Annotated in this window: 27 protein-coding genes; 14 read left to right on the top strand and 13 right to left on the bottom strand. The window is 60.7% G+C overall.

Annotated features, from left to right (window positions below; all coding sequences use genetic code 11):
* The first annotated feature begins 2 nt into the window (after nt 1-2).
* Genes HGP16_RS07915 through HGP16_RS07905 form a run of 3 tightly spaced genes read left to right on the top strand, consistent with a single transcriptional unit; the run spans nt 3 to nt 2,130 of the window.
* On the top strand, nt 3-635 hold the full coding sequence (locus HGP16_RS07915) for a precorrin-8X methylmutase (protein ID WP_168839459.1): 633 nt from the start codon (nt 3-5) through the stop codon (nt 633-635).
* Complete coding sequence (locus HGP16_RS07910) at nt 632-1,369, top strand: precorrin-2 C(20)-methyltransferase (RefSeq protein ID WP_168839458.1); 738 nt, start codon at nt 632-634, stop codon at nt 1,367-1,369. Before HGP16_RS07915 ends, HGP16_RS07910 begins: the two co-directional genes overlap by 4 nt.
* Entirely contained in the window at nt 1,366-2,130 is a 765-nt protein-coding gene (locus HGP16_RS07905; RefSeq protein ID WP_168839457.1) for a precorrin-3B C(17)-methyltransferase, read from the top strand. The genes HGP16_RS07910 and HGP16_RS07905 overlap by 4 nt, the downstream gene beginning before the upstream one ends.
* Here HGP16_RS07905 and HGP16_RS07900 read toward each other — a convergent pair.
* Nucleotides 2,094-2,864 carry a cobalt-precorrin-6A reductase gene (locus HGP16_RS07900; protein ID WP_168839456.1) on the bottom strand — a complete coding sequence of 257 codons (771 nt, stop codon included), beginning with the start codon at nt 2,862-2,864 and terminating at the stop codon, nt 2,094-2,096. The genes HGP16_RS07905 and HGP16_RS07900 overlap by 37 nt on opposite strands.
* On the opposite strand from HGP16_RS07900, the gene cbiE reads away from it, so the two are divergent.
* The 3 genes from cbiE (at nt 2,848) to nikR (ending at nt 5,381) form a co-directional block, all read left to right on the top strand.
* Nucleotides 2,848-4,089, top strand: a complete 1,242-nt coding sequence (gene cbiE, locus HGP16_RS07895) for a precorrin-6y C5,15-methyltransferase (decarboxylating) subunit CbiE (protein WP_168839455.1) — start codon at nt 2,848-2,850, stop codon at nt 4,087-4,089. The genes HGP16_RS07900 and cbiE overlap by 17 nt on opposite strands.
* Nucleotides 4,090-4,108: 19 nt before the next feature.
* The gene (gene cobM / locus HGP16_RS07890; RefSeq protein WP_168839454.1) at nt 4,109-4,867 is read left to right on the top strand and encodes a precorrin-4 C(11)-methyltransferase; all 759 of its coding nucleotides are present in this window, start codon (nt 4,109-4,111) and stop codon (nt 4,865-4,867) included.
* A gap of 76 nt (nt 4,868-4,943) precedes the next feature.
* Nucleotides 4,944-5,381, top strand: coding sequence for a nickel-responsive transcriptional regulator NikR (gene nikR, locus HGP16_RS07885; protein ID WP_168839453.1), 438 nt, complete (start codon nt 4,944-4,946; stop codon nt 5,379-5,381).
* Nucleotides 5,382-5,434: 53 nt separating this feature from the next.
* Here the strand turns inward: nikR and HGP16_RS07880 are convergent, their stop codons facing one another.
* Together HGP16_RS07880 and HGP16_RS07875 are read right to left on the bottom strand one after the other, a co-directional pair.
* A complete protein-coding gene (locus tag HGP16_RS07880) occupies nt 5,435-6,247 on the bottom strand; it encodes a TIM barrel protein (protein WP_168839452.1) in 813 nt (270 codons plus the stop codon).
* 160 nt (nt 6,248-6,407) lie between these two features.
* Nucleotides 6,408-7,436 carry a LacI family DNA-binding transcriptional regulator gene (locus HGP16_RS07875; protein ID WP_168839451.1) on the bottom strand — a complete coding sequence of 343 codons (1,029 nt, stop codon included), beginning with the start codon at nt 7,434-7,436 and terminating at the stop codon, nt 6,408-6,410.
* 150 nt (nt 7,437-7,586) lie between these two features.
* Here HGP16_RS07875 and HGP16_RS07870 point away from each other — a divergent pair, with 150 nt between their 5' ends.
* From HGP16_RS07870 to HGP16_RS07850, 5 genes are all read left to right on the top strand, one after another.
* Nucleotides 7,587-8,672: a fatty acid desaturase family protein gene (locus tag HGP16_RS07870; RefSeq protein ID WP_168839450.1), complete on the top strand. Its 1,086-nt coding sequence runs from the start codon at nt 7,587-7,589 to the stop codon at nt 8,670-8,672.
* 26 nt (nt 8,673-8,698) lie between these two features.
* Nucleotides 8,699-9,010 carry a MocE family 2Fe-2S type ferredoxin gene (locus tag HGP16_RS07865; RefSeq protein WP_075855758.1) on the top strand — a complete coding sequence of 104 codons (312 nt, stop codon included), beginning with the start codon at nt 8,699-8,701 and terminating at the stop codon, nt 9,008-9,010.
* Nucleotides 9,011-9,020: 10 nt separating this feature from the next.
* A complete protein-coding gene (locus tag HGP16_RS07860; protein ID WP_168839449.1) occupies nt 9,021-10,247 on the top strand; it encodes an FAD-dependent oxidoreductase in 1,227 nt (408 codons plus the stop codon).
* A 175-nt stretch (nt 10,248-10,422) separates the two neighbouring features.
* On the top strand, nt 10,423-10,983 hold the full coding sequence (locus HGP16_RS07855) for an NADPH-dependent FMN reductase (protein WP_168839448.1): 561 nt from the start codon (nt 10,423-10,425) through the stop codon (nt 10,981-10,983).
* Between the two features lie 126 nt (nt 10,984-11,109).
* Nucleotides 11,110-11,997: a DMT family transporter gene (locus HGP16_RS07850; protein WP_168839447.1), complete on the top strand. Its 888-nt coding sequence runs from the start codon at nt 11,110-11,112 to the stop codon at nt 11,995-11,997.
* Between the two features lie 5 nt (nt 11,998-12,002).
* On the opposite strand, the gene HGP16_RS07845 is transcribed toward HGP16_RS07850, so the two are convergent.
* The 8 genes from HGP16_RS07845 to HGP16_RS07810 all read right to left on the bottom strand — a co-directional run bounded on the left by HGP16_RS07845 (nt 12,003) and on the right by HGP16_RS07810 (nt 21,496).
* Complete coding sequence (locus tag HGP16_RS07845) at nt 12,003-14,345, bottom strand: polysaccharide biosynthesis tyrosine autokinase (protein WP_168839652.1); 2,343 nt, start codon at nt 14,343-14,345, stop codon at nt 12,003-12,005.
* A gap of 83 nt (nt 14,346-14,428) precedes the next feature.
* Nucleotides 14,429-15,334 (bottom strand): UTP--glucose-1-phosphate uridylyltransferase GalU, encoded by a 906-nt coding sequence (gene galU / locus HGP16_RS07840; protein WP_168839446.1) that lies wholly within the window; start codon nt 15,332-15,334, stop codon nt 14,429-14,431.
* A 4-nt stretch (nt 15,335-15,338) separates the two neighbouring features.
* Nucleotides 15,339-16,364 (bottom strand): glycosyltransferase family 2 protein, encoded by a 1,026-nt coding sequence (locus HGP16_RS07835; protein WP_168839445.1) that lies wholly within the window; start codon nt 16,362-16,364, stop codon nt 15,339-15,341.
* On the bottom strand, nt 16,361-17,299 hold the full coding sequence (locus HGP16_RS07830) for a glycosyltransferase family 2 protein (protein WP_168839444.1): 939 nt from the start codon (nt 17,297-17,299) through the stop codon (nt 16,361-16,363). The genes HGP16_RS07835 and HGP16_RS07830 overlap by 4 nt, the downstream gene beginning before the upstream one ends.
* Nucleotides 17,296-18,294: a glycosyltransferase family 2 protein gene (locus HGP16_RS07825; protein ID WP_168839443.1), complete on the bottom strand. Its 999-nt coding sequence runs from the start codon at nt 18,292-18,294 to the stop codon at nt 17,296-17,298. The genes HGP16_RS07830 and HGP16_RS07825 overlap by 4 nt, the downstream gene beginning before the upstream one ends.
* Nucleotides 18,291-19,496 carry a glycosyltransferase family 4 protein gene (locus HGP16_RS07820; protein ID WP_168839442.1) on the bottom strand — a complete coding sequence of 402 codons (1,206 nt, stop codon included), beginning with the start codon at nt 19,494-19,496 and terminating at the stop codon, nt 18,291-18,293. Before HGP16_RS07820 ends, HGP16_RS07825 begins: the two co-directional genes overlap by 4 nt.
* A 106-nt stretch (nt 19,497-19,602) precedes the next feature.
* A complete protein-coding gene (locus HGP16_RS07815) occupies nt 19,603-20,406 on the bottom strand; it encodes a family 16 glycosylhydrolase (protein WP_168839441.1) in 804 nt (267 codons plus the stop codon).
* Nucleotides 20,407-20,410: 4 nt separating this feature from the next.
* Entirely contained in the window at nt 20,411-21,496 is a 1,086-nt protein-coding gene (locus HGP16_RS07810; protein ID WP_205926374.1) for an acyltransferase, read from the bottom strand.
* A gap of 145 nt (nt 21,497-21,641) precedes the next feature.
* Here HGP16_RS07810 and HGP16_RS07805 point away from each other — a divergent pair, with 145 nt between their 5' ends.
* The 3 genes from HGP16_RS07805 (at nt 21,642) to HGP16_RS07795 (ending at nt 24,207) form a co-directional block, all read left to right on the top strand.
* The gene (locus tag HGP16_RS07805; protein ID WP_168839440.1) at nt 21,642-21,824 is read left to right on the top strand and encodes a hypothetical protein; all 183 of its coding nucleotides are present in this window, start codon (nt 21,642-21,644) and stop codon (nt 21,822-21,824) included.
* A 391-nt stretch (nt 21,825-22,215) separates the two neighbouring features.
* On the top strand, nt 22,216-23,175 hold the full coding sequence (locus tag HGP16_RS07800) for a glycosyltransferase family 2 protein (RefSeq protein WP_168839439.1): 960 nt from the start codon (nt 22,216-22,218) through the stop codon (nt 23,173-23,175).
* 87 nt (nt 23,176-23,262) lie between these two features.
* Complete coding sequence (locus tag HGP16_RS07795) at nt 23,263-24,207, top strand: polysaccharide pyruvyl transferase family protein (RefSeq protein ID WP_168839438.1); 945 nt, start codon at nt 23,263-23,265, stop codon at nt 24,205-24,207.
* 113 nt (nt 24,208-24,320) lie between these two features.
* Here the strand turns inward: HGP16_RS07795 and HGP16_RS07790 are convergent, their stop codons facing one another.
* Complete coding sequence (locus tag HGP16_RS07790; RefSeq protein WP_168839437.1) at nt 24,321-25,331, bottom strand: glycosyltransferase family 2 protein; 1,011 nt, start codon at nt 25,329-25,331, stop codon at nt 24,321-24,323.
* Nucleotides 25,332-25,432: 101 nt separating this feature from the next.
* A complete protein-coding gene (locus tag HGP16_RS07785; protein ID WP_168839436.1) occupies nt 25,433-25,723 on the bottom strand; it encodes an exopolysaccharide production repressor protein in 291 nt (96 codons plus the stop codon).
* Nucleotides 25,724-26,356: the final 633 nt, after the last annotated feature.

Genomic DNA, 26,356 nt, shown 5'->3' with positions numbered 1-26,356 from the left:
AAATGCCTGACTATGATTATATCCGCAAGGGCGATGCGATCTATGAGCGCTCCTTCGCGATCATCCGCAGCGAAGCCGATCTCACGCGTTTTCCCGAAGCCGAGGCCGATATCGCGGTTCGCATGATCCATGCCTGCGGACTGGTGGGAGCGGCAGAGCATTTCATGTTCTCCCCCGATTTCGTCGCATCGGCGCGTCAGGCGCTGTCTGCCGGTGCGCCGATCTTTTGCGATGCCGAGATGGTCGCGCGCGGCGTGACCCGCGCCCGCCTGCCGGCGGCAAACGAGGTGATCTGCACATTGCAGGATATGCGCACGGCGGACATCGCAAAGACCATCGGCAACACGCGCTCGGCCGCCGCCATGCATCTGTGGACCGAACGGCTTGCCGGCTCAGTCGTTGCCATCGGCAACGCGCCGACCGCCCTCTTCCACCTTCTGGAAATGCTGCGCGATGGCGCGCCGAAACCAGCCGCCATCATCGGCATGCCCGTCGGCTTCGTCGGTGCGGCGGAATCGAAGGACGCGCTTGCAGAAACCTCCTACGGCATTCCCTTTGCCATCGTGCGCGGCCGGCTCGGCGGCAGCGCCATGACAGCGGCTGCAATCAACGCTTTGGCGAGGCCAGGCCTGTGAGCGCGCCATCCAATGGAAGCCTGATCGGTGTCGGCACCGGCCCCGGCGATCCGGAGCTGCTGACAGTCAAGGCTGTCAAGGCTTTGGAGCGCGCCGATGTCGTCGCCTACTTTGCCAAACAGGGCAGAAACGGCAACGGCAAGGCCATCGTCGGCGACCTGCTGAGAGCGGACGTGACGCTCCTGCCGCTCTACTATCCCGTCACCACAGAGATCGATAAGGACGCGCCTGACTATATCGGTCAGATCACCGCCTTCTATGACGTCTCGGCCGAGATGGTGGCGGCGCATCTGCGCGAAGGTAAGACGGTTGCCGTGCTCAGCGAAGGCGATCCGCTCTTCTACGGCTCCTACATGCACCTGCATGTGCGCCTTGCCGATCGCTTCCCGACCGAAGTCATTCCCGGCGTGACGGCCATGTCCGGCTGCTGGTCTCTGGCCGGATTGCCGATGGTGCAGGGAGACGACGTTCTCTCCGTGCTGCCGGGAACGATGGCGGAGGCCGAGCTTACCCGGCGCTTGGGCGACACGCAGGCTGCCGTGATCATGAAGGTCGGCCGCAACCTGCCAAAAATCCGCCGCGCACTGGATGCCGCCGGCCGCCTGAACGAGGCCATCTATGTCGAGCGCGGCACGATGACGAACGGCGCCATGACGCCGCTTGCCAGCCGCGACGACGCCGAAGCGCCGTATTTTTCGCTGGTGCTGGTTCCCGGCTGGGAAAACAGGCCATGAGCGGGCGTCTCTATGTGATCGGAACCGGCCCCGGCAACCCCGCGCAGACGACGCCGGAGGCATTGGCGGCGGTTGCCGATGCCCATGAATTTTACGGGTATGGCCCTTATCTCGACCGCCTGACCCTTCGCAGCGATCAGATCCGCCAGGCATCCGACAACCGCGAGGAACTGGACCGCGCCAAGGTAGCGCTGCAGCGCGCCGCAGCCGGCGTCAATGTCTGCGTCGTCTCCGGCGGTGATCCCGGTGTTTTTGCCATGGCGGCGGCCGTCTGCGAGGCGATCGATCACGGACCAGTGGAATGGCGCATGGTGGACCTCGTCGTCGTGCCCGGTATTACGGCCATGCTTGCCGTCGCAGCCCGCATCGGCGCCCCTCTCGGCCACGATTTCTGCGCGATTTCTCTGTCGGACAATTTGAAACCCTGGCCGCTCATCGAGAGCCGGCTTCGCGCCGTCGCCGAGGCCGGTTTCGTGATTGCGCTTTACAATCCGATCAGCAAGGCGAGGCCCTGGCAGCTCGGCAAGGCCTTCGAAATCATCCGTGACATACTGCCAGCTGATATCCCGGTCATTTTCGGTCGCGCCGCTGGCCGGCCCGACGAGCGCATGACGGTTGCGCGGCTTGTGGATGCCGAAGCCTCCCAGGCCGATATGGCAACCTGCGTCATCATCGGCTCGGCCGAGACGCGCGTCATTGCCCGAGAAGGACGTCCGGATTTGGTCTATACGCCGCGCTTCATCAGGGAAGAGACGAAATGATCGATCCGATCGAGCGCAGCGTCCACTGTTTCGACCACCGGCAGGCCGGCGGTCTCCGCGCGCTCGACCATGATCACCTTGATGCCGAGCTGCCTTGCCGCCTCGATCTTCCCGTAGGTCGCGTCACCACCGCTGTTCTTGGCGACGACCACCTCGATTGCGTGCCGTCGCAGCACCTCCAACTCATCCTCCAGGCGGAACGGACCCCGACTATGGATATAGCTGACATGCGGCGCGGTCAGCGGCGGCTCGACGGGATCGACGCTGCGGACCCAGTAATGGTGTTGCGGCGCCGCGTTCGCCTGATGCGCCTCCTGCCGGCCGGTCGCCAGGAAAACGCGCAAGGGCACATTCCCGAGCGCGGCCACGGCCTGCGAAACGCTATGCACCGAAAGCCAGTCATCGCCTTCGACCGGCAACCAGGCCGGACGGCGCAGCGCGAAAGCCGTCACAGCGCATTGAGCAGCCGCTTGCGCGGCATTGGCGGAGATGCGGGCCGCGAAGGGATGGGTGGCATCGACCACCAGCTCGATCGCTTCATCGCGAAGATAGCGCGCAAGCCCTTCTGCGCCACCGAAACCGCCGCTGCGCACGGGAACGGGTTGCGGCGCCGGATCGGCGGTTCTGCCGGCAAGCGACAGGACAGGGTCGAGATCAGCGCGGGAGGCAAGCGCTGCCGCCAGCGCGCGAGCCTCCGTCGTACCGCCCAGGATCAGAATGCGGGCCTTACCCATGGCTGAGACACCTTCGATTCAACGCTGGCTCATTCTTATCGGCATCGGCGAAGACGGTCCAGCCGGCCTCGGCGACGAAGCCAAGCGGCTGATCGCTGAAGCGCCAATGGTCTTTGGCGGCGTACGCCATCTCGAATTGACGAGGGCACTGATAACAGGCAAAACCCATCAATGGCTTTCGCCATTCGAAAAATCCGTCGAGATGGTGCTTGCCCGGCGCAGTGAGCCGACAGTAGTTCTCGCCTCCGGCGATCCCTTCTTCTACGGGGTGGGGGTAACGCTTTCACGACGCATTCCGGCTTCTGAAATGACCGTCATTCCGGCACCCTCCTCCTTCAGCCTTGCCGCATCGCGTCTCGGTTGGGCGCTGCAGGAAACGACGGTTCTCTCGCTCCATGGCCGGCCCATCGACCTCATTCGGCCGCATCTGCATCCCCGCCGCAAGATCCTGGCGCTGACATCCGACAGTAGGGGTCCGGCCGAACTGGCCGCTTTGCTGAAAGCGTCGGGCTTCGGTCAGTCGGAGCTTACTGTTCTGGAAGCACTTGGCGGCCCGCATGAGAAGCTCACGCGGCAAAGCGCGGCCGATTTCACTCTTTCCGGCATCAACGATCTCAATATCTGCGGCGTTGAGGTCAAGGCGGAAGCCGGCGCACGGATTTTGTCACTGAGCGCAGGCCTGGCCGACGAGCTTTTCGAACATGACGGCCAGATCACCAAGCGGGAGATACGCGCAATCACGCTATCGGCGCTCGCGCCGCGCCACGGCGAGCTGCTCTGGGATATCGGCGCCGGCTCGGGTTCGATCGGCATCGAATGGATGCTGGCCGACCCGTCGCTGCGTGCAATTGCCATCGAGGCTTCGGCTGAGCGTGCGGCACGTATCCGTCGTAATGCCGCAAATTTCGGCGTGCCGGGCCTGACCGTCGTCGAGGGAGAAGCGCCGAGCGCTCTTTCTAGCCTGCCGGCACCGGATGCGATCTTCATCGGCGGCGGCGGCAGCGACGCCGGCGTGCTCGATGCCGCCATCGGCCAATTGAAAAGCAGTGGCCGGCTGGTTGCCAATGCCGTTACAACCGAGATGGAAGCGCTTCTGCTGGCCGAACAAGCACGCAGGGGCGGCTCGCTGATCCGCATCGACGTTGCGCGCGCCGCACCCGTCGGCCGCATGACCGGCTGGCGGCCGGCCATGCCGGTGACGCAATGGTGCTGGATCAAGCCATAAGTGAAAATGAGGTAGAGCGATGACAGTGCATTTCATTGGCGCAGGCCCCGGAGCGGCGGACCTGATCACCGTGCGCGGCCGGGATCTGATCGGAAAATGCCCGGTCTGCCTCTATGCCGGCTCGATCGTTTCGCCGGAACTGCTGCAATATTGCCCGCCCGGCGCCCGCATCATCGATACAGCGCCGATGTCGCTCGATGAGATCGAGGCGGAATATCTCAAAGCCGCAGCCGCCGGCAAAGATGTCGCACGCCTGCATTCCGGCGACCTCTCTGTCTGGAGCGCGGTTGCCGAGCAAATTCGCAGGCTTGAGCAGCATGGCATCGATTATACGCTGACCCCTGGCGTCCCCGCTTTCGCAGCCGCGGCCTCTGCACTCGGCCGCGAATTGACCATCCCGGCCATTGCCCAGAGCCTTGTTCTCACTCGCGTCTCCGGCCGGGCGTCGCCCATGCCGAACAACGAGACGCTGGAGAAATTCGGCGCGACCGGTGCGACGCTCGCCATCCACCTGGCGATCCATGCGCTTCAACAGGTCGTCGAGGAGCTGACGCCCCTTTATGGCGCCGATTGTCCGGTGGCGATCGTCGTCAAGGCATCCTGGCCGGACGAACGGATCGTTCGGGGCACGCTTGCCACGATCGAGGCAAAGGTCGCGGCCGAACCGATCGAGCGCACCGCGTTGATCTTCGTCGGCCCATCGCTCGGCACCAGCGATTTTCGCGAAAGCTCGCTTTACGATCCCACCTACCAGCGTCGTTTCCGCGGCCGGCAATAAAGCCGGACACCGTTGCAAAGCACCTCGAAATTTCCTCTAGTTGATACCAACCGCTGCGGGGAATGAGGATCAGGATATGCAACGCATTACCATCACCATCGATGACGATCTTCTGGAGACGATCGACAAGATCAGCGTGCAGCGGGGCTATGCCAGCCGCTCGGAAACCTTGCGCGATCTCGTTCGCGACGCCGTTACACGCGCGCAGCCGACGGTTGATCGTGAAGCCAGCTGCTATGCGGCGCTGACCTATGTCTATGAACACGAAACCCGCGACCTGTCGCGCCGGCTGACGACGGCGCAACATCACCACCACGATCTTTCAGTCTCGACGCTTCATGTCCATATCGACGCGCATGATTGCCTCGAAGTTTCCGTGCTGAAGGGCAATGCGGACGAGATAATGGCCTTTGCCGACAGCGTGGTGACGCAGCGCGGCGTACGCTTCGGCAACCTGCACATCATACCATCGGAGCACAGCACGGATCACCCCGAAACGCAGTCGCATGATTGAGCGGTGGGCCCAGTTGTCCGCGGACATGAGTTGCCCGCGGACTACCGCGTCGATCAAAGCTGACCCGCAATATAGGCCATGCTCTCCTTGAGAGCGGCAACCGGCTCCTTCAGGGCGTGGACTGCCGGGGCAAAAGGCTCAAAGGATGCCGGACCGACATAGCCGGCAGCGATCAACGCCCGCAGTTGGCCGATATTGTCGAGACGATCTTGAGCGCCGACCAGCACGCGATGCGGATCGCGCATGTCGGCAACCGAAACGTTGGGATCGGTGACGCCGGAAATATGCACGAGACCCGTCAGCTCCGGAAAAATTGCTGCCTCGCCGGCGAGATGATGGTGGAAGGTATCGTGAACCAGGCAGAAGGTGGCGTTCGCGCCGAGCTCCTCGATCGCGGCTGCCGCTTCGCTCTTCAGGCGTAGCGAGCAGATCTCGAAGCCGAGCGGTTCGACGAGGCCGATAATGCCGGCCGCTTCCAGCATCGGCTTCAAGGCCGACAGCGACTTGCGAAGATTGGCGCGGCGCACCTCCGGCTCGCGGCCGCTGCCGTCATTGACCGGAACGAGTACGAGCGCCCTGGCGCCGCAAGCATGCGCATAATCGATCAGCTCCGCCGCCTCCCGGGCGCGCTCGTCGTTCCATTCGTTGAACCGCTGCAGCGCATTGATGGAGATGATCGTCACTCCCTGGCGCGCGGCAAGCTCCTTCACGGCCGTGGCCGGCGTGCCGTCCAGGATCGCGTTGCCGGCAAGATCGTTGCGGATCTCCACATTATCGATGCCGAGCTCCTTCGCAGCGGCGAAGAACGCCTCCAGCTTCAGGGACGGCACGCACATATGATTGAGCGCGAAGCGAATGGAACTCATGATGGGCACTCCTCCTCAAGGCGTCCGGCTGCAAGAGACATTCCAAATCCGCCGCGCCTGCTTCTCGAACGACTAGCGACATTCATGTCTTTCTTCCATCGTTCCTAGCCATCATTCCTGATAGAATTCTTGGCGAAATGATGGAATTCCATCATGAATGCTAGATGTTTTCCGAGACGAATATATCAAAGGGCAAAATGCTGTGCCCGGCTACAGCTGCCTCATCGCTCTCGACGGACTTGATCATCAGGCTCATCAGTTCCTTGCAGAGCGCGGCCAGCGGCGTGCCGATCGCCATGGCGACGACGTCGTCGGCCAGTGCCGCCTTCGATTCCGGCGTCAACTCGTTGACGACGGCGATCAACTTGCCGGACAATCGCTCTTCGCGAATGGCTGAAATAGCACCCTCCATGCCGCCACCGCAAACGTAGAAGCCGATGAGGTCGGGATGCTTTTGCAGGAGATCGAGCGTCGCCTCATGGGTGATCTCCGGCGTGTCGAGATTGATGAGCGTGTCCAGCACCTCGCATTCCGGCGCGTTTTCGCGGAAGTAAGACCGAAAGCCGATTTCGCGCAGCTCGTGCCCGAGGAACCGATGGCTGCCGACGAAGCAGGCGACCTTGCCGGGACGGCGCGCCGAGCGGGCTATCACCCAGGCGGCCGTACGCCCGACTTTGCGGTTGTCGACGCCGATATAGCCCTGGCGTGCCGTGGTGGAGAAATCGGACAGCAGGGAAAAGACCGGAACGCCTTTTTCCTTGAGCTCTTCGATAGCCGTCGTGACGGCGGGATAGTCCGGCGCGACCAGTGCAACGGCCTGGCTGCGGGCAGCCATTGCCTTCAACTTCTCGACGATCGCCGTCGGCGTCGATGCCGTCACGAAGTCGACCTGAGCGTTGATCCGGGCCGATGTGACCGCCTGCGCGGCCACGACGATCTCCTTGGCGAAGGCCTGATAGAAGGCTTGTACCGGCTTCTGCAGGACGAAGCCCAATCGATATTGCGGCAGGTCCTCGGAGACGCGCTGCCGCAGGAGGCCGACAGCATGATAGCCGATTTCCTGCGCCGCCTCGTAGACCCGCCTTGCCGTCTCCTCCCGCACGCGATGGCGGCCGTTCAGCACGCGATCGATCGTCGCGACGCTGACGCCGGACGCCTTGGCAATATCCGATATGGTGGGGCGACGCATGGCTGCTCCTGAGATATGTCATCATTCATGACATCAGAGTTTGATGTGTTTTGATAGATTCCATCATTCCCGCATTGAGGCAAGCGAAAAGTCGATCTATCGTTTCCGGCATGGAAGGCGAGGCGCCGTTGCGCATCGCGGGAGGCAGGAATGACGACAATCAAGCGGGATTACGATCTGCTCGGCGCAAGCGGCAGGCTGGCGGTGGAAACGGGGCTTGCTGCCGCCGAATGGTATCATACGGATATCACGCGCAAGGACATGAAGGCGCTGATGCAGCGCTCGGATGCGCCTGGTATCCGCGACACCATCATCTGGCTCGCCAGCATGGTTGTCTTCGCCGGGTTGGGCATCTATTTCTGGGGATCCTGGATCTGCATCCCCTTCTTCCCGGCCTATGGCGTGCTCTACGGCTCGGCCTCCGACAGCCGCTGGCACGAATGCGGCCACGGCACTGCCTTCAAGACACGCTGGATGAACGATGCGGTCTATCAGATCGCCTGCTTCATGATCATGCGCAACCCAGTGACCTGGCGCTGGAGCCATGCGCGCCACCACACCGATACCGTCATCGTCGGCCGCGACCCGGAGATTGCCGTCATGCGGCCGCCGGATCTCTTCCGTCTCGTGCTGAATTTCTTCGGCATTCTCGATGCCTGGTACGCGATGGTCGACATGCTGCGCAACGCCGCTGGCGTCGTCAGCGCTGCGGAAAAGACCTTCATTCCCGAGATGGAGCAGCCGAAGGCCATTCGTATCGCCCGCATCTGGCTTGCCATTTATGTCGCGGCCATTGCAATGGCGATCGCCATGGGCTCGATCCTGCCGCTGATGCTGATCGGCCTTCCCCGGCTCTACGGCGCCTGGCACCATGTCCTGACCGGCCTGCTGCAGCATGGCGGCCTTGCCGACAACGTCATCGACCACAGGCTGAACAGCCGTACTGTGATGATGAACCCGGTCAGCCGCTTCATCTACTGGAACATGAACTACCACGTCGAACATCACATGTTCCCGATGGTCCCCTACCACTCGCTGCCGAAGCTGCATGCCATGATCAAGCACGACCTGCCGGCCGCCAACCCATCCATATGGTCCGGCTATCGCGAGATGATACCGGCATTCCTGCGGCAATTGCGCAACGAGGATTATTTCCTGAGGCGCGAGCTGCCGCCGACGGCGCGGCCTTATCGCGAAGAGTTCCACGGCGAGCTGCCGGCCGCCGCCGCTCAATAAAACCGGACATGCAAAGGGAGGACAACATGAGCAACTGGATCGAAGTCTGCGCCGCTGACGCGATCGACGAAGAGGACGTCATCCGCTTCGACCATGACGGGCGAACCTTCGCCGTCTATCGCAGCCCCGAAGACGATTATTTCGCCACCGACGGCCTGTGCACGCATGAGAAGATCCATCTCGCGGATGGCCTGGTGATGGACAACATCATCGAATGTCCCAAGCACAATGGCCGCTTCGACTATCGCACCGGCGAAGCCAAGGGTGCACCGGTCTGCGTCAACTTGCAGACCTATCCGGTCAAGGTCGAAAACGGCACCGTCTTCATCGGGCTCTGAGGAGGCTATCGTGGCGCATTTCGTCATCGTCGGGGCCGGAGAATGCGGTGCGCGTGCCGCCTTCGCGTTTCGTGAAAAGGGATTTGACGGCAACATCACCCTGATCGGCACAGAGCCGCTTGCGCCATATGAACGCCCGCCCCTTTCGAAAGGCGGATCGGATGAGGCGCCCGAGCCCAAGTTCGTCGCCGCTTCGGAGCGTTATCGTGAGCAATCGATCGACCTGAGGCTCGATACGACGGTTATAGCGATCGATCCCGCCACAAAGACGATCAGGCTCGCGGATGGAGAAACGCTCGGCTACGACAAGCTGCTGCTCGCAACCGGAGCCTCCGCGCGCAGCTTCCCCGGTGTCGACGGCGCGTCGCAACGCATCCGCGTGTTGCGCACCCATGCCGATGCGATAGCCTTGCATGCCGCTCTTCACCCCGGCCGGCACATTGCCGTCATCGGCGGCGGCTTTATCGGCCTTGAGCTGGCGGCAACGGCGCGCATGCGCGGTGCCGGCGTCACCGTCATCGAAGGCCTGCCGCGCGTATTGAAGCGGGGCGTGCCGGAGGCGATCGCTAAGGCGCTTACCGAACGACATTGCCAGGAAGGCGCGGATATTCGCTGCGGCCAGGTCATCGAAGCCGTGCAGGAACAGGCTGACAAGGCGATCGTCAGGCTCGGCAACGGCGAAATAATCTCCGCCGATCTGCTGCTCGTCGGTATCGGCGCCTTACCGAACGTCACGCTTGCAGCCGAAGCGGGCCTTGCGATCGACAATGGTATTGCCGTCAACGAGCGGCTGGAGACCTCCGTTACCGACATCTATGCGGCAGGCGACTGCTGCTCGTTTCCGTTGGCGCTATACGGCGGACGACGTGTTCGCCTCGAATCCTGGCGCAATGCGCAGGAGCAGGCCAATCTCGCCGCTGCCAACATGATGGGAGAAGGCGCGGAAATATCCGCGGTGCCCTGGTTCTGGTCCGACCAGTATGATCTGACGTTGCAGATCGCCGGACTGGCGGATGAGGCGGTCATCCATGTGCGGCGCGACCTCGATGACGGGGCGTTCATTCTCTTCCATCTCGGCGCAGACGGACGGCTGCTCGCCGCAAGTGGGATCGGACGCGGCAATGCCATCGCGCGCGATATCCGTCTCGCCGAAATGCTGATCGCCGCCCGCACGCATCCGGATCATGATGCCCTGGCGGCAAGCTGCGTCAAGCTGAAGTCATTGCTTGCGGCATAAGATCGCCCTTACAGCGGCGCGCGTCTTTCAAGACGCGGCAATGGCGCCGTAACGCTTTGAAATGCTGCATAATTTCTCCCTTATATCGAATCCGATTCAAGGAATTATGTGGTAGACTATTGACGAATGGCGGCGAACCATAAATGTCGTCCCATCACGCCAAATGGGGAAAGCGATGAAGATACTCGGCATATCGGGCAGCCTGCGCAAAGGCTCTTTCAACACGGCCCTGCTCCACGCAGCCGTCGAACTGACGCCAAGCGGCGTTGAACTGATCGCCCGCACCATCCATGGCGTGCCGCTCTATAACGCCGATCTTGAGGCTGCGGACGGCATTCCGGAAAAAGTGCAGGAGCTCAAGGAGCTGGCCATATCGGCCGATGGGCTGATCCTGTTCACGCCGGAATACAACAACTCGCTTCCCGGCGTGTTCAAGAACGCCATCGACTGGATGAGCCGCCCCTCCACCGACATTGCCCAGGTTTTCGGCGGCAAGCCGGTCGCAGTTCTAGGAGCCTCGCCCGGCAATTTCGGCACCATCCTCAGCCAGAACGCCTGGCTAACGGTCCTGCGCACGCTCGGTGCCGATGCATGGTTCGGCGGCCGTTTGATGGTGTCGCGCGCCGGCGGCGTCTTTGACGAAGAGGGTCGAATCGTCGACGAGAAGGTGAAACACAATCTTACGGCTTTCATCGAAGGTTTCAGCGCCTTTGTCGCGGATCGCAAAAAGGGGTGATGGCTGCTATCCGGCAGGACTGGAAGGCAATATGATCCTATGATTGAAACGGCGAATAGCCTAATGTGACTGCGGCGCCGGGTCCCGGCGCCTCCGGGGCCTGCACATCTTCTTCCTTCGAAAATCATGAAATCCAATAGAGCCGGTTACGTCTTCACGCTGTTGGCCATCAGCATCTTCGCCATACAGGACGGCATATCCAAGCACCTCGTCAGCGCCTATCCGCCGCTTCTGGTGGCGATGATCCGCTATTGGGCTTTCATGCTTTTCGCCATTGCGATGGCTTCCCGCGCACCGGGCGGCTTGCGACGCAACGTCAGGACCAAGCGGCCCGTGCTGCAGATCGCCCGCGGCCTGCTGCTCGCGGCACAGATCGTCGTCGCCATCTCATCCTTCGTCATCGTCGGACTGGCTCACTCTCAGGCAATCTTTTCATCCGGCCCGCTGATGGTGGCCCTGCTCTCCATACCGATCCTCGGCGAGAAGGTCGGCTGGCGGCGCTGGCTGGCAATCTGCTTCGGCTTCGTCGGCGTCCTCTTGATCCTGAAGCCGGAAAGCGGCGTCTTCGACACGCATTTCCTGGTGCCGCTATTCGGCGCGCTTTTGTTTTCGCTCTATGTCGTCCTCACCCGCTATGTCAGCCGCGAGGACGGCGCCATGACCAGCTTTTTCTATACGGGTGTCGTCGGGGCCGTCGCGATGAGCTGCATCGGGCCATTCTTCTGGACGACGCTGGCACCGCATGACTGGATCTTCATGGGCATACTCTGCCTGACGGGCGTGTCGAGCCACTATTTCCTCATTCGCGCCTACGACCTGCTCGACGCCGTGGTGATCCAACCGCTGACCTATCTGCAGCTCGTCTTCTCCGCCATTATCGGCGTCGCCATATTCGGCGAAAAATTGAGCGCGCCCATGATCCTGGGCGCACTCATCGTCGTGGCGGCAGGCATATTCACGATCTGGCGCGAACATGCCCTGGCAAGGGCACGGCTCAAGGCCGGCAAGGTATAAGTGAATTACGCATCCACCTGGGCTCGCGGTTGCGGTTCCGTGTAGTAGCTCACATATTTCTGCCGATAGCGCTCCGTTCCGCCGAAATCGCTGTAGCGCGGCAGTTCCGACATGTCGGTCTTGTTCAGGATGACGCCGAGAATACGTGAGTTGATCTGCGGCTCCTGCTCAAGAACGTCGCGGACCAGATTGGTTGGCGTCGCCCCCCACTCGGTGACGAGCAGGAACGCATCGACCTGCGGTGCGAAGGCCTTCGCATCGATGATCGGACCGAGCGGCGCCAGATCGACGACGATATAGTCGAACATCTTGCGCGCGTTTTCCATAAGCTGCTGCATGCCCTGCGACGAGAGCAACTCGCTGGTGTGCAACAGCTGATCGCGCACCACCACCGGCAGGATGGCAAGCTTGGTGCGTGGATCGACCTTCACGGCATTCGTCCAGGGAACTTCGCCGAGCACGGCTTCGATGAGCCCGGCTTGCGGCGGCGATTTCAGCGTGCGGCTGAGGCCAGGATTGCGCAAGTCGGCGTCGATCAGCAGCGTACGCTTGCCGCTGCTGGCGAGCAGTGCGGCGAAATTGGCAGCCGTCGTCGACTTGCCTTCGCCCGGCAGCGCCGAGACGACGCCGATCACGCGATCGGCTCGACCTTGCAGCATGACATCACTGGCAAGCTTGGCGTTCCTCAACGTCTCAGCGAAGATCGAGCGCGGCGCCTCGACCGAGATGCGCATCATCCGCTCGAAGGTAACGCCCTGTTCCGTCTCCTCGGCGGCCGCAGGCTCCTGACCGATATTCCCCTTGCGCCGCTTCTTCTTGCCGCTCACCTGTTGGCCGAGCAATGGCAGATAGCCAAGGAACTTCAATCCAAGCGCGGAGCGCACGTCGGCTTCGACGCGGAAGAACCGATCACGGAACTCCTGGAATGCGGCCACGCCGCAGCCAACCATCAGGCCGAGGATTACGGAAAGCGCCATCACAAGCGTCTTCTTCGGGCTCGACGGCGCTGTCGGCACGCCGGCAACCGAGATGACGCGCGCCTTGGCGATCGGGAAGGATCGCTGCTGGCTCGCCTGCTCGAAACGGCCAAGGTAGGATTCATAAAGGCCTTTCAGCGCCGTCGCCTTCTGGTTCAGCTCGTTCAGATGAACTAGCGACTTGTTGGCTTCGGAATTCTTGCCGACGACATTTTCGATGCTTTCGCGCAGCGATGCCGCCCGCGATTGCGCTACATCATACTCGTTCTTGTAGCTGGCCGTGAGCTGCTGAAGTTCCTGGTAGATCTGCCGCGTGATGTCCTTCCGTTCGGTGTGAAGCGCAACGGCCTGCGGATGGTCGGCGCCGAAATTCTGCGTGACGTCCTGCTCGCGTTTTTCGACAGCGAGGTAGCGCGTCTTTAGATCCTGCAACACCGAATTGTCTGTCGAACTCGACGAGATGGTGGCATTCTTGACGGCGTTGTCGGGACCCTGGTCGATGATCGACTTATATTGATTATAACGCGCGGCTGCGCTGGCCGTGTCGGCCTGGGCGATGATCAGCTGCTTGTTTAAATCGGAGATCTGCTGTTCCGACATCAGTTCGCCGCCGGTCGAGGTCAGGCCATTGTCGGCCTTGTATTTCTCGACTTCGAGCGAAGCCTCCTGCGCGCGCTGGCGCAGGTCGTTCAGACGTTCCTGCAGCCAGACGGATGCGCGTTCGGTCGCATCGAAATTGGCGTTCAATTGATCGGTCAGATAGGCGTTCGCATAGGCGCTCGTGACGCTGGCGGCGAGCCGCTTGTCGGTCGAGCTGAAGGAGACGGCGACGACCGAGCTTCGCGTCACGCGCTCGACCTTAAGACTCTCCTGCAGGACAGCCGCGACTTTCTGGCGCTGGGCCTCGCGTTGCTGTTCGGGCGTCATCGGCGGACGGGCCGGCGTAAAGACGCTGACGATCAGGCTGACGCCGGATTTGAGCAGCGCGGCTGGCGACATCGGCGGATTGAGCAGCGTATTATTGTCGGCAAGACCGGCCGTATCGACGACACGCAGCGCCATCTCATTCGATTTCAGGATTTCGACCGCGCTCGCGATTTCCATGTCCGCCTGCTGGCTGCTGGCCGCCGGCGGCTGATCCTCGGCATATTTCGTCATGTTCTCGTCGAGCAATATCTGCGTCATCGAGGTGTAGCTCGAGGTGGCGGTCAGCAGGTAGGCGACAGCCAGAATGACGAAAGCGGCCACAGTAAAAATGATGGTGCGGATGCGGCGGCCAATGACAGCCATCAACCGATCGAGATCGATGAAGCCATCCTGCGATTCCGCTTGCGGAAGAGCGCTGTGGAAAGTGAAGTTCTTCTGATGCATGGCGACCACCTTGTCGGAGAAGCCTGAATGAAAATAAGCCAAGCCTGCGGCCTTCTCGGCCGCAGGCCATGATGTAAACAGGCTTAAGCGGCGGTCATCTGCGCTTCGTGCGAGATGACCAGGTTGCGGATCGAGTCATAGACCAAGCCGCCGATATCGGCGCGAGCGAGCGCAAAGGCGACGTTCGCTTCGATGAAGCCGTGCTTGGACCCGCAGTCGAATGTGCGTCCGTTATAGACTTGGGCATGGAAGGACTGCGTCTCGGAGAGGCGCAGCATGCCGTCGGTCAGCTGGATCTCATTGCCGGCGCCGCGCTCCTGACGGGCCAGGATGTCGAAAATCTCAGGCTGGAGAATATAACGGCCATTGAGGTAAAAGTTTGAAGGCGCCTCGGACGGATGCGGCTTCTCGACCATTTTGGTCACGGCAAAGCCATGCCGCACCGCCGTGCCCTTGCCGATGATGCCGTATTTCGACGTCTCTTCCGGAGCGCATTCCTCGACGGCGACGATGTTGCCGCCAACCTCGTTATAGAGTTCCATCAGGCCGGCCATGCAGCCGCGCATGCCGTAGCACAGCATGTCGGGCAAAAGCAGCGCGAAGGGCTCGTTGCCGATCAGGTCGCGGGCGCACCAGACGGCGTGTCCGAGGCCGAGCGGAGCCTGCTGGCGGGTGAAGCTGACGGCACCCGGACGCGGCAGGAGGCGTTCAAGTTCGGTAACCTGATGGCTCTTGCCAGCACGCTGCAGCGAGGAAATCAGCTCCGGCGTGTCGTCGAAATGATCTTCGATCGCCGACTTGTTGCGGCTGGTGACGAAGACGATGTGCTCGATGCCGGCTTCGATGGCTTCATCGACGGCATATTGCACGACCGGACGATCGACGATCGTCAGCATTTCCTTCGGCATTGCCTTGGTGGCGGGCAGGAAACGTGTTCCGTTGCCGGCAACCGGAATGACTGCTTTTCTCACACGATGCTTGGGGTCCATGGCTCTATCCTTTGTTAGAGTGAGGGCCTGTGCCCATACTGGGCAGGGGCGAGGTAAGTTGGGAGGTAGGCGCCGCCTGGCCGCCGCTCCGCAGAGAGGCAGCCAGCCGACGAAAACGGGCGGCAATCGGCATGCTGAGATGACGCACGGCGCGCGGATTGAGGCAGGCGATCTTCAGCATGGTTTGCAGTTCGCGCTCCTTGATGCTGTCGACCAGTTTCAGGAATGCGATGACATCCTTCAGATTGCGCGTGCGCCGCCGCTGCGCGGCAAGGGCGGCCGCACCGAAGGGATGTTCGGCGAAGAACCTTGTATCGGCGGCAAGCATGGCCTCTACATGTTCCTTTTTAAGAACACGCGAGATCGAACCGTCGCGAATGTAGTAGAGGTAGCCGATCATCGGCTCGACGACACAGATCCCGCCCCGGGCAAGGGCGGAAGCAAGGAAAATATAGTCCTCGCCGATCCGCAGGGTTTCATCGAAGCGCAGGCGATGCTTCTCGATGAAGGCACGCTCGAAGACCGGCTTCATATAGCCGAAATTGTGCTCCGAACGGAAAAGCATGTTCGAAGCGATGAACGTCGCCAGCGGCAGCACCGGAATGCGCGCCAGCATCGCCTCCGGAAACATGGGAAGGGTCGTTCCGGCGTCCTCGCGAATGACGTCGAGATTGTCGACCGCGATCTGCGCCTCTGCTTTTTCCGCCCGAGCGATCAGGCGTGCCATGCGATCCGGCCGCAGGGCGTCATCGGAATCGAGCACGGCCACCCAGCGGCCGCGAGCTGCATCCAGGCCGGCGTTGCGGGCAGCGCCCGGCCCGCCGTTGCGTGCCATGGCAACGAGACGAACGCGCGGATCGGGATGGTTGCCGGCGATTTCGCGCGTTCCATCCGTCGAGCAATCGTCGACGACGATGACTTCCATGCTGACGGCACCTTGCGCCAGCGCGCTGTCGATGGCGCGCTCAAGGGTTTCCGCGGCATTGTAGGCAGCGATGACGAAACTGACATCGGGGATGAAATCCGTCATTGCGGTGCCTTCTCCAGATTTCCATATTGCTCGATTTCGCGGACCCCGAAGAGGCCGCTGACGACACCGGCATGCATGATGCCGCGCAGGCCGTAGCGATGCCGCTTGACAGGAGAGGCGGCGAGCAGGGCGGCGGCGGCAAAGCAATAGGCGGATTTCGAGCCGGCGAGCGCAATCGCGCGCCAGCGTCCGAAGCCGCTCGCAGCCTCCAGCAACATGCGTCCGTGTGTCTGGCCCATGCGATACCGGCGCTTCGACAGCCAGGAAACGGTGGCGCGCTTGTCGGGAACGGGTTCGTAGATCAGCGCGTCCTCGGCATAGGCGATCCTGCCGCCCGCCTTGTGCATATGGATGAAAAATTCAGTGTCCTCACCGCCGCTGCGGCCGAGCGCGATATTGAAACGCCGGCCGGCAAGCGAAGGCGCGCCGCGGCGCAGCAACACATTGCAGGTGTAACCGGTGAGGATCTCTCCCGCGACCCAGACAGGCAAGGTCGAATGGAAATCGCCGCGCTGCATCCAGGCGGGCGCGGCATTCGCATAGACCGCCTGGACGGGACCGAGAACGGCATCGGCGCCGGTCGTGTCGGCCATGATGAGCAGTTCCGCCAGCCAATCTTCCGATGCCGTCTCGTCGTCATCGATGAAAGCGAGGAAATCGCCGCTCGCATGATCCAGGCAGGCATTGCGTGCGATCGAGATGTTGGACGCCGGGCAATGGACATAGACGATCTCGAAGGGCACGGCTGAACGCATGGCATCGACACGACCGCGCGCGCTCGGCGTAACATCATTGTCGGCGACGATGATGCGGACAATCGCGCCGGCAGGAATGGCAAGCACGGCGAGCGACAGCAACGTCTGGTCAAGCTCTGCCCGGCGGTAGGTGCAGACCGCGATATCGATCTTTATCGGGCGCCGATGGACTTGTGTCATGACGCTACCCTGCGATTGCGGAAGCTGAGGACTTCCATCCAGAACCCCATCGACCAGGCGAAATGCATGACCATGGCGGATATGGCGGCAAGCGGGCCATAAGGATTCTTCTGACCGAGAGCGATCCAGAAGCCGTAAGCGATGCAGGCCACGGCCCATAGGCCGACGGGAATAACGGCAATCCAGTTGAGCACGGCCAGGAAGGCGCCGATGAAGATCGGCACGACCGCCAGCGGCAGCATCTGGCGCGGGCTCGGCATGCTGCGATGCTTGAGGATGTTGCGCGCGCGGCCGCGGCCGTAGCCGAGATATTGCTTGAAGAGCGTCGGCACGCTGGCGCGCGGATAATAGGTCATGGCCGTCTTGTCCGTGAGCCAGATCCGGAACCCTGCCTTGTGCAGCCGGTAGTCCAGTTCGGCATCCTCGTTGTGGCTGAAGGTCTCGTCGTAGCCGCCGACGGCGCGAAAGGCCGCAACACGCATCAACGCGTGGTGCCCATGCTCGGCCCAATGGCCCTTGGCGCCTTCGCGATGCTTCGAGCCGCCATTGCCGAGCTTGGAATTCTGCGCCACGGCCGTCGCCTTCTGGAAGGCACTGAAGCCCATCGTGCGCATCGCGACGACGACGGAATCCGCGCCCGTGGCGCCGGCTTCCTGAACCAGCGTCTGGCAGTAATCGTCCGGATAGTCGCCATGAGCGTCGATACGGATGAAATAATCATAGTCCTCGCCGAAGGTTTCCATGGCGAGATTGATGGCAGCGCTCTGCAGCCGCTTGGGATTGTCAAGCAGCAGGATGCGCGGATCCCTCGCGGCAATCTCCCTGACGATTTCGCGCGTGCGATCGGTGCTGCCGCCATCGGCCACCACGATCCTGGCATCGAGTTCGTCCAGAGCCTGCCCGAGCTTGCCGATCAGCGGCTCGATGTGTTTTTCCTCGTTGAGGCAGGGAATAACGATTATGCAACGCATGTCCGCTGAACTTCCGTTCGTCATTGCAATCCACCTCTATTGCGATGCAGTTGTGGGAGGGCCTTCAATTCGGCGATCTCGTTGGCACGCGTCAGCGACGCCAGCCGCTGCACCAGACCATGACAGTCGGCGCGATCGATCATCCATTGCGTGCGATCCTGCGACGCCACGGCATCGAAGGCGGCAACGTAGCGCTGCTCGTCCATCTCGCCCAAGAGCGCCGTCAGCCGCGTAGCGTCGGCCGCATCGAGCGTGAGCCCGATCTTTCGGCTTGCCAGAAACCGTGCCGTCTCGGTGCCCTCCATGGCGATGGGCACGGCACCGTACAGGCCGCCTTCGTAAAGCCGGTTCGGCAGCAGCCAGCTCGAATTCAGACCTTCTTCGAAGAAGTCGATCGCCCAGGAAAACTGGACATCGTTGTAGATCGCCTGGAGGTCCTCGGGGTTCTTGTAGGCGCCGGCAAAGTGCATGAATGGCGCCTTGCGCACGAAGCCATCGAAATCGTCGAATTCCGAGTAAGCGGGCCGGCCGCGCAGCACGACCTCGAAACGCCCCTCCATCCGGCGGGAAAATTCATCGAGCAAGGTCAGCGACTTCCGGCAGCGAAGCGCGCCGAACCAACCGATCTTCCACGGCTTGCCCGCAGCCGGCGGACGGACAATCGGCACGACGGCGCTTGCCACGGGTTCAAGTGTGAGCACCTTGTTTTCAAGCAGCATGACCGGCAGATGCAGGCCGGAGCGCGGCCGGAAGTAGCGCTCGACGAAGGCGGGGGAACTGGTGATGAGCAATGCCGCCTGCGAACCGAAGTGGCGCTCGGCACTGCGAAGCGCGCCGCCCACCACATCATTGCGCAGCAGCAACCGATGAATATCGAGGCATTCATAGACGATCGGCATATCGCCGCCGAACACGGATTTGGCGCGATTGGCCAGCGTCAGCATCTCGAGATTGCGGCCGATGATGACATCCGGCCTCGCAACGAAGCGCAATGCGCTGCGCAGTTTCGCCGCCGATCTGGCTACCGCGGCGACACGTTGCGCAAACTGGGCGTCCTGCGTCTTGCCAAGCTCGATCGGTTCGACGCCGTGGATGGCGGCAAGCGCGTTGTCGTCGCGCCGGAAGCCCGCCAGCGTCACGAGTGCCCCGCCGGCCTGCAGCATCAGCACCCGCCTGCGCACAGCCGGATCGGCAAGATCGTGAACGAAATAAAGAATATGCAGCATCAAAGTTTCCGCTTTTGCGCCCGGCCGAGACCGGGCGCCTGGTGTGGTTGGTGTTGCATCCTGGCATCGCAACCGACCGCGCAAGGCACTGCGCGACCGGTCAGGTTCAGTCGATCTTGCAAGTGATCGATTCCGGGAAGAGGCACTTCTCGCCCGCTGCGGTAAAGGCAACGCGCTTGATCTGCATGGCTGCCGGCTGGCCGGCATAGGCAAACTTGCCCATCCAGGCGCCCAGCGTATCCGTGCCCCACAGGCTGAAGAAAATCTTCTGGGCATTGGTCGGGATCTTCGAAGGATCGGTGACCTCCTGAACCAGCTTGCCGTTCACATAGTAACGCAGGCGATCCTTTTCCCAGACGAAGGCATAATCGTTGAAACCCTGATCGGCACCGCCGGCAACCGGTACCAGTTTCTCGTTGCCGCCCTTGGCCGAGATATATTGGTTGACCTGGACTTGACCGGGATTCTTGCCGAGCACTTCGAAATCGATCTCGTCATGCGGCTTTTTGTCGGTCGGGCCGATATAGGTGAAGAAGGCGGAGTTGAGGCCAGACCCAGTGGCGGTACGATAACGCGCCTCGTAGGTGCCGTATCCATAGCGCTTGGTGGTCTGAATCTCACCGCAGGCGTAGTTTCGCTGACCGGTCTTGGACTGGATGAACTGCAGTTGCAGCATTCCGTCCGTGATAGTCACCTGCTTGCGCGACCAGGTGCAATTCTGAAACGGCCCATTGTTCCAGCCGTCCGAGATGTACCAGCGACTGGTGTCCAGCCGCTCGAAATTGTCGACGAAGGATCCCGCCGTTGGCTGATCATCCTGCGCGGACGCAGCCTGGGGCAGGAAGCAGGCCTCCATAAGGGCGATTGAGACAAGACCAAGTCTTTGCATGTAGCTCTTCGATGTCGTCATGGCATCACCTTTGCTCGGAACGCGCACGCCGATCTTCGGCGGCGCGGATCTGGCCGGCACGGGCTTCGGCCAGCGGGCGCGTCCGGCTGCCGGTCAGCAGGTTGTAGAGACTTGGCAGGGCGGAACGCGCCACGCCGTTCGTCAGGGGCAGCAGCAGCAAGGCAAGCGCCGCCGCCACAAGATAGAAAATCGGATAGAGTTCGCTGCCGCCACGCTTCCAAAGAACCCAGAGACAGAAAAGCAGCGGATAATGGGCACAGAAGATCCAGAAGCTGAGGCTGCCAGTTTCCGCCAGTCTCTGCCCGATGCGGCTGCGGATGAAGATCGACGATAGCGCCCAGAACCCTGGAATGCCGACGATCACCATCAGATTGCGGCAAACCTCGAGCCACAAGGGCAAGCCGGGTCCTACCATAAAGGCGGCGGTTGCCAAAAGCGCTGCAAGCGCAATAAAGCCAGGGCCGATCAGCGCGACATAGCGATCCATGACCGTCACGTCGACGCGGTAGAGGCTGAGATAAATCCCGAAGCTGAAGCTGAAGAGGATCGAGTTCCGCAGCACGATGCCGATCGATACCGGCCAGGCCGCGAGTAGAAGCAGGAAAACCAGTGTCAGCAATGGCGCACGGCTGATGAGAAGCGCAAGAATTGGCGACAGCAGGATGCAGACGAAAAGATCGCGCAGGAAGTAAAGCGGCAGATTGATCGGCGCTCCGTCGATCGCGAACAGAAGAGTCGATAGCGTATGCGGAGTAGATTCCGAGAGATCAGGCAGATATCCATCGCTAACTCCGTAATACTGGAGGACCAGGACGGAGGCAAAGAACGCACTGTTCCACAGGATGAACGGCAGAATAACTGTCTTTGTCTTTCGACGAATAATCTTTCCATAGTTCAGCGATGTCGTCCCCTGACGAAACAACAGGTAACCGGAAATCGCGCTCAGGCAGGGTACGCCGACGCGAAACAGGCTGTCACGAAGGAACACCCGAAGCCAGTCGAAAAGTCCATATGCGCCGTTGAACGGGCTGGTACGCGTATCGAACGGTATATGGACAAAGATGATGCCCGAGATGAGGACGATACGCATGAGGTTTATCCGCGAAGACACGTTGGCAGTCACATTCACGATGTCTGTCACCCTTTCTTCGTGCCGCATCCCCCCGTGCAGCTATTGCGTTCAGAGCAGAGCAGAGCTCGCAAACGTAACCTAGGGCAATCTTAGGAAAGGGAATATGGCGGCGCAGCAAAAATGGCCGAAAATTGCTATTTCACACCGCGTCCGAGCAGTCCTTCCGTACCGCTCGAAAGCTGAAACAATTGCTTTGTGCGGGAGAAAAATCGTGCGGGGAAAAGAGCTTAAGGGAAACAGGCCATTTTTTCATGCCGACTTCACGAAAGGTTTTCAGCGTGGCTAGATTTTTACCGGAGGGTGAAGATTTTTTGCAGCGCAGCAGACTTCAGGGTGCGAAGCATGACCAAAATACGACACTATTGCAATCGATATGGGAATATCGATCCGCACCGCTCCTCCCATGGGTGCAATGCCGCCCAATCGTGAGAACCGATGTGTCACAATAGATCACCGGAGAGGCAGTTCGCATCGCGCATCTGGCAGGGATAAAGTTTGAGAAATCTCCGCCTTTGACATTGCTCCCTACCGAATGGACGCTACCTGTTGGCGTCGCGGCAGCATCCAACATAGGGCAAACAGCCGAAGATTGGCGATGGATGCGACCGCGAAGCCGATGGTTACGTCCCCGGGGATGAGGCCGCAAATTCTTGGATTGAAACCGTAAAGGCGGGAAAATGGCGTCTCTCACGATTGTGATTCCGTTCTACCAGAAGCAACCGGGCGTTCTGCAGCGCGCCTTGAGATCGATATCCCGGCAGACGTTTCAGGATTTCGATATTCTCATCATCGATGACGCATCGCCGCTTCCGGCGGAAAAAGAGCTGCAATCGCTGAGCGCCGATGAGCGCGCGCGCATCCGCGTCATTCGCCAGACCAATGCCGGACCGGGTGGGGCGCGCAACACCGGTCTCGACAATGTGCCGGCCGCCAGCCGCTTTGTCGCATTTCTCGATTCCGACGACGAATGGGCGCCCGAGCATCTGAGCAATGCATTCGAGACGCTGACACGTTACGACGCCGATTGCTTTTGGGACTCCATCGAGGGAGGTGAGGAGTTCTACTATCACTTCAGCATCGCGGAACTCGCGAAATCAGCCGACATCGTACGGCTGTCGGACAACCCGGCCGTCGTCGAGATCCCCAATGTCGCCAGCGTCATGCTGCAGGACTGGAGCTTCCTGCACATGTCCTGCATGGTGATCGGCAGATCTCTCTTCGAAAAGGTGCGCTTTGAACCGACATTACGGCTGGCCGCGGAGGATGTCCTCTATTTCTGCGACTGCATCCTGGCGGCCAAGCGTGTGCTGTTATGCGAAAACGCCGGCGCGCTGCGTGGCGAGGGCGTGAACATCTTTCACAGTATCGACAACGATTCTCCGCAATTCCTGCGTCAGCAGTTCAACACCTGGACGGCGCTCGACACGCTGGAACAGAGATTCTCGCGCCGGCCTCAGGATGTCGCCGCCATCCGCCTCTATAAAAACCGCGCCCGTCGCCAGGCACTTTGGAGCCAGGCGCGGCAGCTAAAGCAACGGCGCCTGCCGCAATTCGGATTGCTGGCAAAATGGGCCTTGCGCGATCCCGCGATTTTGCAAAGTGCGATGCAGCTTGCCGTCGGCAAGCTTGCGCCCTAGATTTTGCACCGCAGCATAAGCTGTGCATGCCGCATCCAAGAGCCACCGGCGTGCCCCGTTATCATTTGGATCAGCAAGGAGTCCTGCATGAAGCCGTTCCACTGGGAATCCACCCATGGCAATTTCGGTGATGATCTCAATCTCTGGCTCTGGGACTTCCTGCTTCCCGGCCTTCGCAACGTTCATGACGAAACGATGCTGGTCGGCGTCGGAACGGTCCTCAACACGGAAATCCTGCCAGCCGAGGGACACAAGCTCGTCATCGGCAGCGGCTTCGGCTACGGTTCCCTTCCCGACATGCGCGACAGGTCGCAATGGGATGTCCGAAGCGTTCGCGGCCCCCTGACGGCTGAGAAGGTCGGCTTACCGGTCGAAATGGGTATCGTCGATCCTGCCGTGCTGGTGACGGAAATGCCGGAATTCCAGAACATTTCCAAGAATGGCAGGCGCACCTTCATACCGCATTGGGAATCGGCTGCCGCCGGCCTCTGGCCCGAGATCTGCAAGACCGTCGGCCTTTCCTATCTCGATCCCCGTGGCGAGGCGAAGGCCGTAATCCGAGAAATCGCAGCCTCCGAACTGATCGTGGCGGAATCGATGCATGGCGCGATCCTTGCCGATGCCTTCCGCGTTCCGTGGATCGCGGTCAGCTCCTCGCGTTCCATCAACAGCTTCAAATGGAACGACTGGGCGCGTTCACTCGGCGTGACTTACGCGCCGAAACACATCCCGGTTTCCACCCGCGCCGAAGCGATCGCCAAGGGTGCCAAGTTCTGGGGCGTTGGCTTCGAACGCAGCAAGGAAGCTGCCGCCGAACTCGAAAAGCAGCGCTACGGGGAAAATGTCATGCTTGCCGATCCCGAGCAGACCACGTTCCGGGTCATGGCAAAGCAGGCGCTTGCCGTGCCTTCGGCTCTGGCTCTGTGGCAGGCCAGCAAGGCAAAGCCGCAGCTGAGCAAAGACAGCACGCTCGCGGCCTGCAAGGAACGCCTTCTGGGCGTAATCGAAGGCGTGCGGCGCGATTATCTCTGAAGCAATTCCAGGAAAAGTACTGAGCGGTTTTCCGTCCGGAATTGCGAGACGACCAAGAATTAGAGCGGTTTGGCGATTCCGTGTAACGCGGAACCTAAGTTTCCGAGAGATCCCTATTTTGGAGCGGCCTGCAGAAGATAGCGCAGGCCGTTCGCGCCGGAATGGGCGATGGGCGCACCGCCGCGCTTGCGGAAGCGCTCCGTCTTGTCCGCCAGGACGCCGCCGGCGATCGCCGGAGCGGCGAAGGGATGCGACAGCGCATAGGCCGCAGCCGAGAGCAGGCCGGACTGCGACTTGATATCGAGAAAATGCCGCAGCTCGTAGCGGTCGCGAATATGCTGCTCGTGGCGGCGGATCACGGCTGCGTCCGCCGAAGAAAGTCCGCCCTTTGCAAGGATGGCCCGGTCGGCCTCATAGAGCCGCCGTAGATCCTCGGTCCTGTGCCGGCCGCTCAGGGAATCGCTGCGCACGACCGCGCCATAACCGCAGCTATGGATAATCTTGTAGCGCGCGGCTTTGGCCAGCGCACGCACATAGAGATCGTAGTCCTCGCCGAGGCGCAACGTTTCGTTATAGCGCAGGCCATGGGCATCCAGAAAAGACCGCCGCATCAAAGGCTTGAGAAAACCGATCTCGCCACGGCGCACGCCCCGCTTGGAAATATTGCCCTCGACGAAGGCAACGAGATCGAGAAAGCGCGGCCTCGCATCGAAGTGATCGAGCCGTGCATGGGCATCCGGAACCGTATCGGCGCTGACAAAAGCGATATTATCGGCGACGAAATCCCAATCGTCGGCGGCAAGCAACGCGGCGAAACGACCCGGGAAGAAGAAATCATCGGCATCGAGGATGCCGATCAACGGGGCCTTGGATATCTCGATCGCGTGATTGCGCGCTGCGGCGGGACCGCGGTTCTTCTCGAACTCCCGGATCGTTAGCCTGCCGCTGCCATCGTCGGCGCTGGCGGCGGCTGCGGCGGTTCCATCCCTCGAACCATCGTCTATGACGACGACTTCCGCCACTTCCGGCTCCCGAAGAGCCGAGGCAACAGCCAGCCCGATGGTGTCACTGGCATTTTTTGCCGCGATGATGACGCAGACGCCTTTTTCTGCACTGTCGGTCACGTTAGTCTCCAATGGTTCTGCCGGAGACTTAGGACATGGCTCCGATCCGGCAACCGCCCGACCGGCAAAAGATCTGCCTGACAATCCGACTTGAGGCCGGCTTAAGGGTTGAAGGGCTCGGAGCGCTTGAAATTGGATGTTGAGAGACCGCCGATCTTCGTATCCTCCTGGCCCGACGTCAGCACGCTGTCTTCGCTCAGGAGTGCATGGCGCGACTTGCGCTCCTTCCAGACGAGATAGAGCACGCCCAGAAAATAACCGGTCTGCAGGAGGACGGCACAGATGATCGTCTCGATGAATGTGGTCCAAAGAGAATCGGTCAAAAAGTATGTTGCGACAGCAAATACGATCAGCGTGCCCAACATACTGATAAAAACGCGCGGCGCGTACATAATCTTACCTCGCCCGCTGAGCTGTCATGTAAAAAGCGATCAAGGTCTTTCCTCCCTTATCAGACCTGAAAGTCAAATATATTTTATGATTCATTGAGATTCAACCAAGTCACAGTAATCCGTTGCGATTTGAGACGATCCTAATGCCGCGCCCGTTAAAACTACGCCTCGATTATAATTACAATTGAATTTGTTCATCTTTCTCTTTGCAATTATACGGATACATGATGACAACATACAACTATCGCTACATGTTCGGCCAGCGACGGACCTCTGGCTTCCTCATCAATTCAATCAACTTTTATTACAAAGTCCTGGAAAAGCCGCCATCAGTATGTGCACCGCAAAATATTGCTGCACTGCAATATATCCTGTGAAGAAGTCAGGATGGCACCAAGATAGCATGTAGCTGAAGGAAGAGCGATCAGAAGCTTTTGAAACCAATGATAATGAACAACTTACTGTACACCGCCTATAATATCCTTAGAAACTGTCGACTAAGAGGGGGCAGAGCTATCAACCCTGCCATTATACGAGGTTTGATACAGTACAACCCATCCATTCCCGATCACTGATTTATACCAAGTCACCATCAATGCGGTAAATATATACCGCTATGCCATATCGCTACAA

Source organism: Rhizobium sp. P40RR-XXII (genome assembly GCF_012641405.1).
GTDB lineage: Bacteria > Pseudomonadota > Alphaproteobacteria > Rhizobiales > Rhizobiaceae > Rhizobium.
This window is presented reverse-complemented; position numbering and strand designations above follow the sequence as displayed.